Origin of the sequence: Methanothrix soehngenii GP6, from assembly GCF_000204415.1 — an archaeon.
Lineage (GTDB): Archaea > Halobacteriota > Methanosarcinia > Methanotrichales > Methanotrichaceae > Methanothrix > Methanothrix soehngenii.
Genome location: NC_015416.1, coordinates 626,168 through 638,473 on the forward strand (window position 1 = coordinate 626,168; position 12,306 = coordinate 638,473).

The following is a 12,306-nucleotide window of genomic DNA, read 5'->3' on the forward strand; positions in this document are numbered from 1 at the left end:
AACTAAATGGCGACTCCTGCCACAGGCCCAAAGCCCGATCAGCGGACGGATGCAAAGACGAGGATGAACGTCCTCTTGCTGGGCGTTGTCAGCTTTCTCAACGACATCAGCAGCGAGATCATCCAGCCCATCCTCCCTCTTTTCATCGCTCAACTTGGTGGAGGCAGCATGGCGGTGGGCCTCATCGGCGGGGTGAGCGACGGCCTGCCCAGCATCCTCAAGGTCCTCTCGGGATGCTGGTCTGATCGCCTGGGCAGGAGAAAGCCGCTGGTGGTGGCCGGATATGCCATATCGGCAATGGGCAAGCTCTTCCTGCCTTTTGCCTCTGCCTGGCAGCATGTCTTCCTCCTCAAGACCCTGGAGAGAAGCGGCAAAGGAGTGAGGTCCGCTCCCAGAGACGCCATGATATCCGAGTCCACTGATCAGGGCCACAGAGGACGGGGGTTTGGCCTGCACCGGGCCATGGACTCAGCGGGTGCGGTCGTCGGCTCGATGCTGGCCTATCTCCTCTGGCAGGGCGGCTTTGGCTACCCTTCCATTCTGATGCTGGCGGGGATCCTCTCAGTGGCGGCGTTGCTTCCCTTCTACTGGGTAAAAGAGAGCTCTCGCGCTCCAGATTGCTGCACTAGCAGCATCAGATTGAATCTCTCCTCTCTATCGCCGGAGCTGAAGCGCTTTCTATTCATCGCTTGCCTCTTCGCCCTGGGCAACTTCAGCTATATGTTCTTCATCCTCCGCGCCCAGGACCATTTCTCCGGATCGATGGCAGTGGCAGCGCCCCTTCTTCTCTATCTGCTCTTCAATCTGGTCTATGCCCTCCTGGCCATGCCGGTGGGCATTTGGTCTGACCGGGTGGGAAGAAAGAGGGTTCTCTTCCTGGGATATTCTCTTTTTGCCCTGACGGCAGTTGGATTTGCCGCCGTCTCCAGCCTCTGGGGCTTGATTGCCCTTTTTGCTATGTACGGCCTGGTCTATGCCCTGGTGGACGGCTCGGAGAGGGCTTATGTCTCCGACCTCTGTCCGGCCGGACTTCGGGGCAGCTCTCTGGGCATATACTACGGGGCAGTGGGAGTGGCCTCCATCATCTCCAGCCTAGTTGCTGGAGCCATATGGTCTCTGTGGGGGGCAGAGGCTTCGTTTCTATATGGTGCTGCAGCTGCGGCTTTAGCAGCAGTGGGGCTATTGGTGATGATGAGTGGTGGTGATGAAAAAGCGATATAGATGTTTTCCATTCATTTGACGTTTTTATCAGCTGGTTGCACCCGGAACCCGCCGCCCAAAAAGAGCGCGCGCATTTATAATTAGCAAAATATACACTGCGCGGGCCAGATGACCGCTAGCCTCCTATGCCTCCACCAGCGCCCCCACCCGCAGCCTGCCGGCCATCAGCCCCTCTCGCATGACTCGGGAGAACTCACCTTGCAGGTTGGATCAGTCGATTGTGACCTGCAATTTTCACTAAGCTGAAAGCCATTCTTCTCGAGATATACCGACATCTTTCAGAATGGTCTTGATCAGGCGAACATCCACATCCCTGCCCTGATGAGGATTTGGCAATATGATAACCGTCTCTCCAATGATCATGTAAGGGTGCTTGTTGCCAGAGTGTGGTCCCTCCAGGCCCAGATTTTTGAGCTTTTTTATGAGGACGCGGTAAGGGACCGGAGTCAATTTACACAATAGCCATCGGCTCCCCAGAGACGTCTATCGTATGACCATCGATGGCCGGTATAGCAAAGCCTCTTTGCAGGCGTATGGCAACCCACTCTTCAATTACTTCTATGAGATCGTCCCGACAAGTTTCGATCGTCTCTCCGGTAGCGATCACTCCCGGAAGGCCGGCTACCGTAGCCATGTAAGAGCCATCCTTCAGGGATTCGTATTTGGCCCGACTCAAAGCTGCTCTGATGTACTCTGAGAACATAATGGATTCTATTCCAGTATGGGATTTAACTGTTATCATGAGTTAGCTCAGAGACATCCTGGAATTATAATGATGATTTCATTATGATTGCGTTGTGGCTTCTTATGCCTCTTTTCAGTGGGGCGCAGCGCGCGGTTGTTGCGCGTGATAGAGGCCGGCGACTATCAGAGCCAGGAAATACATGTGGGCTGTCGATTGTTCTTGATATATTGAGGTTAATATTAATCCTTCAAATCTGTTTTTTTAGTGGGCGACGCGCGCGGTTAAACGCGCGGAAGTGCCCTGCCCCCCCTCAGCGCCGGGGAGGCTTGGATACAGTGGCGGCAAAGGTTGCTGGATAGTGCAGCACCTGCAATATCGATTTTTTCGAAATGAGAATTGAGCGAAGCCCTAAATATTATAATTATAAGAATATGTCTACGTCGGGCCAGCTGACCGCCTGCCTCCAACCACCATCTCCAACAGGATCTCTATGCCTCCACCAGTGCCTCCCGCTCGCAGCCCGTCGGTCATCAGCTCCTCTGTCATGGCCAGGAAAAGCTCGTCGTGCAGGCGGGCCAGTGATCGAAGCAACGGGAAAGCGCATCTCTTGTTTATCTGAGAAAATCGAAGTCAAGGCTCCAAAGATAATATTTGATGTTAGTGTCCAAATCCAGTTAAATTGAAATAGAATGGGAAAGAAAATTAATCATAATGGATTCAGGGCAATCGACTTTGATATTAAGATTATGCACCTCTGAGGGGGAAAAAGTCGGATTGGAGGATGCTGGAAAATTGTTGATATCCCTGCAAGAGATTGCCTGGCACATGGGCAGTTTTCTGGAAGGCCAACCATTCAGTGAGGGCGGCCGACTTAAAAAGCAGATTTTGGATGACTATTGTCTTCTAATTAAATCAATCAGTTCAGGCAGCGTCGTAGTTGAAGTTGAGTCGGCAGTTAAATATGGACAGCCCGAGATCGATAATTTTCAAAAGTATCAACCGCCCGGGCCGAGAGTGATCACTAAAATCACAGATTTTATTGCTTCAGTTGAGGGCGAAGAGGGTCGAGAAGTGGACGATGTTGTCCCCGATCATGCTTACAGATCGCGTTTGCTCCTGGATCTACTTAATCTATACCCGAAGAAGCCCAATTATGCATTGCACTTTGAGGGCCAGGGCGGCAGAAGCTTTGAAATGAAAGCCGCTAATCGGGGCCGCATTGAAGGATTAATTTCTCAACGTCAGCGACATTTGGGCCAGGAAGTCCGAATAGGGCTCTTAGCAGACTTGCGAGTTGACCCTGAGAAGGTAATGAAGATCGAAAGAATAGGCGAGAAATTCCAGGCGGTATACCCCGGCGATTTGGAGGCCAGTGCCAGGGATCTACTGGGACATCCGGTTAAATTAACCGGACGTGCCGAGCGCATTAGCGGCAGTCCAAAGATCAAGAATTTTTATGTGGATAAAATTGAGCCTTATGAGAGCTATCAGCTGGAAGAATTTGAGGCAGGAGATCGTATCTTTGTCCCCCGAATTCCCATTGAAGTGAGCGTTGAATACGATGAAGGTCTCTGGGTTCTGAGCATACCCTACGTCGACGCCGTTGGGTATTCCACAGATTATTACGAGGCAGAAAATCAACTCCATGACTTCATAGATGAACTATGGACGGAATATGCACTCTGTCCCGAGGATGATCTAGGTGAGACCGGAAAGCTGTTGCGAGAAGTCCTGTTAGGACTCTTTGAGGTGAATTAATGACCTCGCTCAACCAGGATGAGGTCGAAGCAGGACTAAAACGAAAGGGCTTTCAGCAAAGTAATAATAAACATAAATACTATCATTTATATATCAATGGGAAAAAGGAAGCTGGGACTCATGTAAGTCATGGGAAGAATCAAGAGATCGGTCCCAGATTGTTAGGTCCAATGGCAAAAGAGCTGGGAATAAACATAAAAGACTTTGTGGATTTAGTGAGGTGCCCTCTTACTATTGAGGAATACCTCAACAAGAGGAAAGAGAGGTTTGTGGAAGGGATTAAGATAATAAAAAGATAAAATCCGTAATAAATAGATTGACCTATGACTTATCAGACACAAGCGCCCCCGCCCGCAGCCTGCCCGTCATCAGCTCCTTTTGCCTGGCCCGGAAGAGAAGAGCTCGTCGTGCAGGCGGGCCTCGTGATCGAAGCGAAGATCCTGGAATGTTTGATTTCAAAAATTCATATCATAAAAATTCCATCAATGAATGTTGTCTCTCGAATAGAAAAATTTGCTCAAAATTGTCGACAAAATCTGATCTCAATGTTCTTAAAGCGTTATATGTGTCGCGATGAATGCAAAGAATTAGAGTCTTCTTAGCTCTAGATGCGGCCACAAAGGCAACGCGGCGTTCTTCTGAAGGACCATCTGGCCACCATTCAACAGAAGGACAAGGCGAATTATTAGGGCTGGGTTTAGGGACCAATATAACGACGCATTCAAACTCGTCGCCTTTAACTTGGTGAATGGTTTTTATGGTTGCCCTTTCAATTAAACTATCACTTGATTCCAGGTGTTCAGCCATCTTTCGAAGTACATTACCTTTTAGATTTTGCTTCAAATTATCCGAAATCCTTCTTTTATCAAATTCGCAATTGAGATCGAGCGCGGAATCTAGAATTAGCTTCCTTATTCTCAACAGCCACTCATTCCATGTCTCATCTTTCTTATCGATGCTGGCTTCTTTAAGTATTTGATAAATGATCCTTCGCCATTTAATTAGATCAACATCAAGATCACGAAGGTCGTTCATGGAAGGTGAATCATTTTTAAACAGAATCCAAGCGAGTTCTCTTTCCACTATATGCGAAGCGACTTTTGATTGGTCAGAACGAAGCATTTGCACAGCGTTTTCGATATTCTTTCCTGAATGAGAAACCCCTCTAAAGCTAGAGATTGATTCACCCAAAAAAGTTCTTAAGGTTAATTCGCGTCTCGATATGATAGCCAGCTGATCTTCTTCTTCACAAAATTTGCTTATATTCGCTATAACTTTTTTGTTTCTATCTATTTTTTCCATATCGTGCACCAAAATTATTGCCGATCCTTGATCTGCGTTATCTCTTGGCAAGACTTGTTTGCCGGTATCGGAAAGTGCAGTTGCGATAGCAGCAATCTTCTTCGGGCAACGATGTGTTTGATTCAAAGGCAAAGACTTGGCACCAGGTAAATTTTCAATATCTTTAAATAGATCAGGATTGGCACCTCCGAATTCAAAAATTGCTTGATCTGGATCTCCCACAACTAATCCAGACTCCAGGAAAGGAGAACGCAATAATTCTATTAAAGCAAGTCCAAGAAACCAATTAGTGTCCTGAAATTCATCAACAAGTATCATAGGAAATCTACGAGTAACCAGTTCCGAGACTTTTTTCCCGAATTCCGGATGACACAAAATTAAGGAAGATATATATTGGCAGTCTGAGTGAGTAATTCTGCCTCGCTTTCTCCATTCTGCTTTCTTCTTCTTTAAAATATTCGATGTATAATCAGGCTCAATATCAATCTGACCTCGAAATGTCTTTGCTTTCATGTTTGGTTTATGGAGTGGGCCATCTGCAAATCTGATGCTGAATAAACTAATTTTTTGACCACTGGAGTCAATCTCTACTTCCGGATATTCAATTGCTTCATCCAAAGGAGACGGTATGAGACGATGGCCTTCTTTAGGTAATCCTACAAGGTGACCAAATGGACGAACGACGTATCTTAACGCAAACGCATCAAGTGTTCCGATAAAGTGAGGGTAAGGCAGGTGTTTGCCGATGCCTTCAGCAATTTGCTCCTGAGCCACATTCGTAAAAGAAATTGAAGCTATGCCAGCATTTTTCTTTGTCCACGAATCGATACGCATTTTCAAGGACTCTACAAATACACGTGTTTTGCCGCTACCGGGACACGCACGAACAACTGTTATGCGTGAATTGCTGTCAATTACAGCTTTTTGCTCCGGCGTTGGAAAATTATCGGCACAGGTCTTCATGGGGACACCCGGTTGCGTGATAGATGGCGCGTTTAATATAATCAGGAACAATGAAATACTCATCATTGGATTCAAGCATTTCTGCTAGCTCTTGAGCCAGATCGCCTTTCCCACTGCTTGGATTAGCCCGACAGATCCCGCGCCAAACTGCAAGTACACGCTTCTCATGATCATTACCACATGCCTTAAGTCTGTCTAGATTAAAAGTTCTCGGCCGATTCGAACAACTTTCCCAGGCCCGACATATCATCTCGGGGTTTTTCTCACCGGCATCAGCCAAATCATATTCCAATGTAACTTTTGAAGGAAATACGCTTGCAACTGGGTTGTCTATAAATTCGGCTAAGAGCTTGATTACCCTATCGCAGACTTCTATATTCCCTTCATCGTCTTTTTTTGGAATCTCATTGGTCCAATTTTTTTCGCCATCATTTTCGTATTGAATACTAGGATCTCCGTCAGTTATAATTGAAAGAGGTATTTTTAATTTATTTTCTCCAAATAGTTTAGCAATAGTTGAAAATTGTACACCGCAAATAGGGATTACGGAAATCCCTTTCTCCTCAAGTTTAATGTCTAATCTCCTGGATAGCGCGGGAATAAGAATAGCCTCTGTAACGCCTTCGACTAAAATTATTCCCCGTGCAAATAGAAGTGTAGCTCTCGTAACATCGAACATTCTTCTGAGCTGGTAAGCCTCTTTTTTCGTTAATCCGCATTCACGTAGGCACATACAACGGAGCTTTCCAGAAGGATCTCTATGGAGAACTCTGAGTATTTCGATGGGAACGTATGACGCTATTGTTGGAGAGTGAGCAGTTACAATTACCTGGACGCCATGAGTCTCACTGCTTCCTGCACCGCGTTTCAGAAGGAAATTTATAAGCAAGATCTGTAATTGTGGATGTAAATGCGCCTCGGGCTCTTCGACAAGTAGAAGTGGAAGTGCAGCCTGTGCTACAGTTTCAAGTTCGCTGAGCACAGTAGCAATATAAATTAGATTATTATATCCCAACCCATTTGATCTTAGTTCCCGAGTTATCGGCTTACCTGTGGCCAAATCCAAATCGCTAATCTTCAGCACTAGGCGTAAATTATTAGCAATTCGGTCAAATTCTGGCTCGGATGATCTGATAATTGCTTCTTGTTTGAACTCCGGCCCAGAAGCACCTTCTAGAGCCATGCTTATTTTTTCCTCAGCACTTCTTACAAATGGATTCTGTTCTAAATCGTTGTTGGCTTTAGAGATTACTTCCTCCAATTGAGCTTTATCGTGTGCATTTGCAGATACTCTTAAAAGACGTCCTAAACGATTTTGTCTACCGGGCGCTAGACCGCTGGACGCATCTCTCAATGCACCGAGTAGTGTTATTGAGAGCATTTGTAGTATATCCTCTGAGATCGATGTTTCTGAATTTGACCTTTCGCCCCCCCAACGTCGATAATATCCACGGTCATTAGTTTCATTCCATGACCACTCAAAGTGGATGCTAGCGGTTGATTTTTCGGGAAATTTAGGATTATAATTCAGTATTTCTAAAAACTGAGCTTGTTCTTCTTCTGAAAGCTCTGAAAATATTAAATCTACTATTATCGATTTATCTATCATATTGCCATCAGAGCTACGATGAAGATCTTCTTTTGAAAGATGAATCGGCTCCGAATTATTCCATGCAGAACCTAATGCAACACGTAGTGCATCCAAGAGATTTGTCTTCCCAACATTATTTTCTCCTACTATAACATTGAGGCCTGGAGAAAGATTTGCTTCCAGCGACTCTAAATTTCGAAAGTTGTGCACGCTGATTTTGCTTAAATACATATTTATCTCCCTCCTTCATCCAAATTAGATATCGTTGAGTACGGAAGAATCTGATCCGGATTCGATCAAATATCTGGTCAAGAGTCTCCCATTCATCAGCTCCTCCAGCATAGCTCGGAAAAGCTCATCATGCAGACTGGCCTCATGCTCCAAGGCGGTGATCTTTGAATCGCAGGCGCTTAGAATATCACTAATTTGTTTCTGTTCTTCCATCGATGAAAACGGAATTCTAAGTCTTTTAACATCTGCCACGTTTAAATGTTTGGCTGTTACACCGCTTGAGATTGCCATCATGATGGATCTTATTGCATTGGAATAAAACACCTGAACCAAGAAAAATCTATTCAATTTTGAGGTGTCAACTCTTAGCAGCATCATCCTCTGTCCTAAGCACAATCTTACATCTGGAGGAACAAGACATGCTTCTCCAACTGGTGCTTCTCGACTGAATAAAACATCGCCTTCAGTAGGTTCACAACGTTTGACCCTCTCAGAATATTCTTCTTCTGTTGTATAAGAGGGAAACTTTAAATCCAATCGTCCATTTCTGATATTGAAATTTCTTACAACAAGAACTCCTGCAGGCGAAAAGTGAGGCGTACTATGGGGGCAATCGACAATTTTTATACATGCCTCCTCTAATTGAATCATGGACCAGCTCTCCGGCATCTCCCCGATCTCCGTCATCTTGGTCGGCTCGCCTCTGGTTCCATGCGTGAAGAGGTGCTCCATCAATGCCGCCTTTCGCTCCCTCTCCAGCGCAATCTCCCGCAACCGGGCCTCCCGCGCCGCCTGCACCGCGCGCATGGCACGGGCGATGGCGCGCTGCTCGGGAAGAGGTGGGAGCAGAAACTTAAACGCAGATATAGAAGACCAAGAAGTTCTAGGATGATTCAAGCCCTTAGATGAATTTACAGCATAATTTATGAATTGGCTGGTATGAATAATATTAACCAAGAATTGAGGGACAATTGATTCTTTGGTCTTCAAAACGAGAATATCGGTAGAGCACATACCATCAAAATCAACTAACACCGATTTATCAAGGTATGGTCTCAGTTTTCCGTAAAGAATATCTCCTGAATGAAACTTTGATTTAGAGCTGTTTACCTCAAAGCTGCTCCCACTCCTTTTTAGTATTGAATTGCTAGAATCAATATGTTCTAAACCAACATAAGGCAGATCAGGGTATTTGTTGGGATGTATTGCTTCTTTACGTAATTCACACACTTCATCCAGTGATATCATTTTCCAACTAGAAGGGGTGTCCACATAATCCATTTTAATACGCCTCAAGCTTGAGCGTATTAAGAATTTCCGCCAGCTCCCCATCCGCCCTCTCCCTCTCCGCCCTTGCCTCTTCCAAATCCGCCAGAATCTCCGCAATGGGCCGATGCTTCTCCCGCTCGTTTATCTCCACAAACTGCGACGGGCTGAGGTTGTAGTCCGCCTCCCTCACCTCGTCCAGGGTGATCACCCGGCTGAGCTTCTCTCGCGTCTCCCATTTCTGGTAGACCTCCGCCACCGCTGCAATTCCCTCCGGGGTGAGAGCGTTCTTGGGCTTCTCCTTCACAAAGTAGTTGGAGGCATTGACCAGCAAAATCTGCCCGGCTCGCTCCTCTGGCTTGCCCTTTCTCAAAAGCAATATGATTCCGGGTGCGGTGGTGTTGTAGAACAGGTTCTCAGGCAGGAGCACCACCCCCTCGATGGCGTCCGCTTCGACAAAAGCCTGCCGGATGGCCTTCTCCCGGTTCGAGGACCTAGACCCCGAACCACGGGAGACGGCACCCGTGTCCAGGACCACAGCCGCCCTCCCGCCCTCTTTCAGGGAGGCGAACATGTGCTGCACCCATCCCCAGTCTGCCGAGGAGCGGGGCGGTATGCCGAAGTTGAAGCGGTTGAAGGAGTCGTTCTCGTAAAATGCATCATCATAGTTGTCCTGGTTCCACATCGGATTGGCGACCACGTAATCGAACTGCATGAGCGAGCCCTCCGGGCCGAATCCCGGCTTTCTGAAGGTGTCTCCAATGGCAAAGCTCGAATCGGTGTAGTCATGCAGGAACATGTTCATCTTGGCCATGGCGAAGGTGACCGGATTCAGCTCCTGGCCCCACAGCCTTGGCGCCCGCGACCGCTCATCCGGATGACGACGCTCATACAGCAGCCGGGCCTTGATCAAGAGGCCACCCGAGCCGCAGGCCGGATCGTAAATGGTGCTGTAGGGCACGGGATCGATCAGCTCGGCAATGAGGTCCCCTACCTCTTTCGGGGTGTAAAACTCCCCCGCAGACTGCCCCTGCCCCTCGGCGAACTTGCGCAGCAGATACTCATATGCCCTTCCTAAGATATCGGGCTCTGCATTCTCCAGCCCAAGCCTATGCCGGCTCAAGACCTCGATTAGTGCCCCCAGCCGGTCGTCGTCTAAAGTGCGCTGCCCTGACTGGCGCTCATTGTAGTCCTTGATATCCAGGACGCCCTGCAGGTCGGGATTAAGCCTGGCAACCTCCCGCAGGGATTCCGTCACGAACTCCCCCAGCCGGCCATCTGCACCGTGATTGCGAATGGCCCTCCAGTTATAGTCCCCGGGAACGTAGAATCTGATTATGGGAGTGCTCCCCGTCTTCAGAGAGTGGGCCAGGTCCTCTTCAACAATAGTCCTGGCTAGCTCTTCGTCCCCGTATTCCCGGACGTGAGCGGCAAACTCATCCTCGAAGACGTCGGAGAGGCGCTTGAAGAAGACCAAAGGCAGGATGAAGTCCTTGAACTTGGGCGCGTCCGTTGCCCCCCGGATAGCGCAGGCCGCATCCCACAGCCATGTCTCGAGCATTGAAATATCCAGATGGGCGTCCTCCGCCAGGGCGGGGGCCACCTGCCCTGTTGAATTCAGTCCAATGGTATTGTTGTTCCTTTTTCTCCTCGCCACTTTCCTGCCATCCCCTCAAATCCAAGAGAGACTTATGCGGATAGGTCTTTAATTATTTGGTGGCATTCGATCAAAATTGAAAACAAGCTGAAAGAGGATCGTAGCGGTGGGAAATCCGGCTCGAAATAGCCAGATGCCGATATCCTAGACCACTCCTTTGCACAGCTCCCCGCTCTCTAAATCCTCCTGGAAGAAATCACGGGGCGTCTTCCTCCCAGTGGCCAGGTCCAGCTTTCTTTTAGCATAAAAGGGAACCAGCCTCTTGATCTCTCCCGCAAACCACTTGGGGTAGATCTTCTTGACTTTATTATACCTGATCCAGTCCAGGTCATAGTAGCGGGCATTCATCTCCCAGGTGATGTACTGCACCTCTTCGTCTGAGAGGTGCTTCGTCTTCAGGTTGGCATGCATGCCATCGTACTTGTTGAAGTCGTTCCTGGTCACAAGGCCCATCTCCTCCAGCTCCGCTCTCATCTGGGTCTTCGGATAGGGAGTGGAGATATAGAAGATGGGAAAGTCCACCTTCAGCCTGCGGGCCAGATGGAAGTTCTCCCACAGGTCCTCCTCATCGTCATCCGGGTTCCCGCCGATGAGGCCAGTGGAGACGATGATGTTGTTGTCATGCAGGTACTGCACCGCGATCTCGGCATCATTTGACATCTTGCCCTTGCCCAAGAACTCCAGGTTCCTCTTATTGATGCTCTCCACCCCCAAAAAGACGCCGTCAAAACCCGCCTCGCCCATCTTGTCGACAAGCCTCTTGCTCGAGGCAATGCCGGAAGCGGAGGCCTGGGTCTTGTAACGGAGGTGAGTGAGCCCGGCATCGATTATCGCCTGGCAGAGCCTCTCCAGCCTCTTGGGGTTCAATGTGATGTTGTCATCTGGGAAAAAAATCGAGCCGGCACCATGCTCCTCCGCATCCCGGATATCCTCGACTACTCTCTCGATGGGGAAGGTACGGAAGTGGCGGCCGTACATGAGATTGATGGAACAGAACTTGCAGCCCTGAGTGCATCCCCGGCTGGTCTCCACTGAATCGATGGGCACATCAAAGGTCAGAAAGCCGCGGGTGATGAGCCGGGCGTCTCTGTTGGGCATCCTGATATCCGATACATCCAAGAGAGGCCTGGCCGGATTGTGAACCATTCTATTGCTGCCCGGATCATGGTAGGACAGGCCCAGGACCTCCTTCAGCTCTTTTCCTGCCAGCAGGGACTCAGTGAGCTCCCGGAAGGTGGCCTCGCCTTCACCCCGCACGATATAGTCGATGAGCTGGCTGTCATCGCTCTGGCCGATCTCCTCTGCCGCGAGAGTGGGATGATAGCCGCCAAAGACCGTCTGAGCCCCTGCCTCTTTGGCAATCCTGGCCAGAGCTAGTGCCTCTTGATACTGGAAGCTCATAGCGGTCAGGCCGACGAGATCGTAATCTTGAACCTGTTTTTTCACATATTCTCGATGGTCTTTCAGTCCGTGAATGTCTGCCACATGAACTGTGCACAGGTCATCCACATGCGCCGCCAGGCTGGCCAGCCCCAGATTGGGCAGGCGGGCTATGCGGTCGAAGTCCAGCTGAACCACAGGGGAGGATAGGAGGAGTATCTTCATCCAGAGCCTTCGTTTATTCAGGTTTTT

Annotated in this window: 11 protein-coding genes; 3 read left to right on the top strand and 8 right to left on the bottom strand. The window is 48.6% G+C overall.

The features are described 5' to 3' along the window. The first annotated feature begins 6 nt into the window (after positions 1-6). Positions 7-1,221: an MFS transporter gene (locus MCON_RS03055; RefSeq protein ID WP_232844326.1), complete on the top strand. Its 1,215-nt coding sequence runs from the start codon at positions 7-9 to the stop codon at positions 1,219-1,221. Positions 1,222-1,458: 237 nt separating this feature from the next. Here the strand turns inward: MCON_RS03055 and MCON_RS03060 are convergent, their stop codons facing one another. From MCON_RS03060 to MCON_RS15965, 3 genes are all read right to left on the bottom strand, one after another. Continuing rightward, entirely contained in the window at positions 1,459-1,680 is a 222-nt protein-coding gene (locus MCON_RS03060; RefSeq protein ID WP_048131760.1) for a type II toxin-antitoxin system HicA family toxin, read from the bottom strand. After that, positions 1,673-1,924, bottom strand: a complete 252-nt coding sequence (locus tag MCON_RS03065) for a type II toxin-antitoxin system HicB family antitoxin (protein ID WP_052297603.1) — start codon at positions 1,922-1,924, stop codon at positions 1,673-1,675. Before MCON_RS03065 ends, MCON_RS03060 begins: the two co-directional genes overlap by 8 nt. Positions 1,925-2,341: 417 nt before the next feature. Then, the gene (locus MCON_RS15965; RefSeq protein WP_157863649.1) at positions 2,342-2,497 is read right to left on the bottom strand and encodes a hypothetical protein; all 156 of its coding nucleotides are present in this window, start codon (positions 2,495-2,497) and stop codon (positions 2,342-2,344) included. A 120-nt stretch (positions 2,498-2,617) separates the two neighbouring features. Between MCON_RS15965 and MCON_RS03070 the strand changes: the two genes are divergently transcribed. Together MCON_RS03070 and MCON_RS03075 are read left to right on the top strand one after the other, a co-directional pair. After that, complete coding sequence (locus MCON_RS03070) at positions 2,618-3,664, top strand: hypothetical protein (RefSeq protein ID WP_048131762.1); 1,047 nt, start codon at positions 2,618-2,620, stop codon at positions 3,662-3,664. Continuing rightward, a complete protein-coding gene (locus MCON_RS03075) occupies positions 3,664-3,963 on the top strand; it encodes a hypothetical protein (protein ID WP_013718584.1) in 300 nt (99 codons plus the stop codon). The genes MCON_RS03070 and MCON_RS03075 overlap by 1 nt, the downstream gene beginning before the upstream one ends. Positions 3,964-4,132: 169 nt before the next feature. Here MCON_RS03075 and MCON_RS03080 read toward each other — a convergent pair whose 3' ends face one another. The 5 genes from MCON_RS03080 to MCON_RS03100 all read right to left on the bottom strand — a co-directional run bounded on the left by MCON_RS03080 (position 4,133) and on the right by MCON_RS03100 (position 12,279). Next, positions 4,133-5,929: a UvrD-helicase domain-containing protein gene (locus MCON_RS03080; protein WP_013718585.1), complete on the bottom strand. Its 1,797-nt coding sequence runs from the start codon at positions 5,927-5,929 to the stop codon at positions 4,133-4,135. Next, positions 5,910-7,751: an ATP-dependent nuclease gene (locus MCON_RS15055; protein WP_013718586.1), complete on the bottom strand. Its 1,842-nt coding sequence runs from the start codon at positions 7,749-7,751 to the stop codon at positions 5,910-5,912. Before MCON_RS15055 ends, MCON_RS03080 begins: the two co-directional genes overlap by 20 nt. Positions 7,752-7,775: 24 nt before the next feature. After that, positions 7,776-9,032, bottom strand: a complete 1,257-nt coding sequence (locus tag MCON_RS03090) for a restriction endonuclease subunit S (protein ID WP_013718587.1) — start codon at positions 9,030-9,032, stop codon at positions 7,776-7,778. A gap of 1 nt (position 9,033) precedes the next feature. Continuing rightward, positions 9,034-10,674 (bottom strand): type I restriction-modification system subunit M, encoded by a 1,641-nt coding sequence (locus MCON_RS03095; RefSeq protein WP_013718588.1) that lies wholly within the window; start codon positions 10,672-10,674, stop codon positions 9,034-9,036. A gap of 144 nt (positions 10,675-10,818) precedes the next feature. Further along, the gene (locus MCON_RS03100) at positions 10,819-12,279 is read right to left on the bottom strand and encodes a B12-binding domain-containing radical SAM protein (RefSeq protein ID WP_013718589.1); all 1,461 of its coding nucleotides are present in this window, start codon (positions 12,277-12,279) and stop codon (positions 10,819-10,821) included. Positions 12,280-12,306: the final 27 nt, after the last annotated feature.

Coding starts and splice junctions, on each gene's coding strand:
- MCON_RS03100 (WP_013718589.1), bottom strand. CDS start 12,279: ATGAAGATACTCCTCCTATCCTCCCCTGTGGTTCAGCTGGACTTCGAC.
- MCON_RS03055 (WP_232844326.1), top strand. CDS start 7: ATGGCGACTCCTGCCACAGGCCCAAAGCCCGATCAGCGGACGGATGCA.
- MCON_RS03065 (WP_052297603.1), bottom strand. CDS start 1,924: ATGTTCTCAGAGTACATCAGAGCAGCTTTGAGTCGGGCCAAATACGAA.
- MCON_RS15055 (WP_013718586.1), bottom strand. CDS start 7,751: ATGTATTTAAGCAAAATCAGCGTGCACAACTTTCGAAATTTAGAGTCG.
- MCON_RS03070 (WP_048131762.1), top strand. CDS start 2,618: ATGGATTCAGGGCAATCGACTTTGATATTAAGATTATGCACCTCTGAG.
- MCON_RS03090 (WP_013718587.1), bottom strand. CDS start 9,032: ATGGATTATGTGGACACCCCTTCTAGTTGGAAAATGATATCACTGGAT.
- MCON_RS03080 (WP_013718585.1), bottom strand. CDS start 5,929: ATGAAGACCTGTGCCGATAATTTTCCAACGCCGGAGCAAAAAGCTGTA.
- MCON_RS03075 (WP_013718584.1), top strand. CDS start 3,664: ATGACCTCGCTCAACCAGGATGAGGTCGAAGCAGGACTAAAACGAAAG.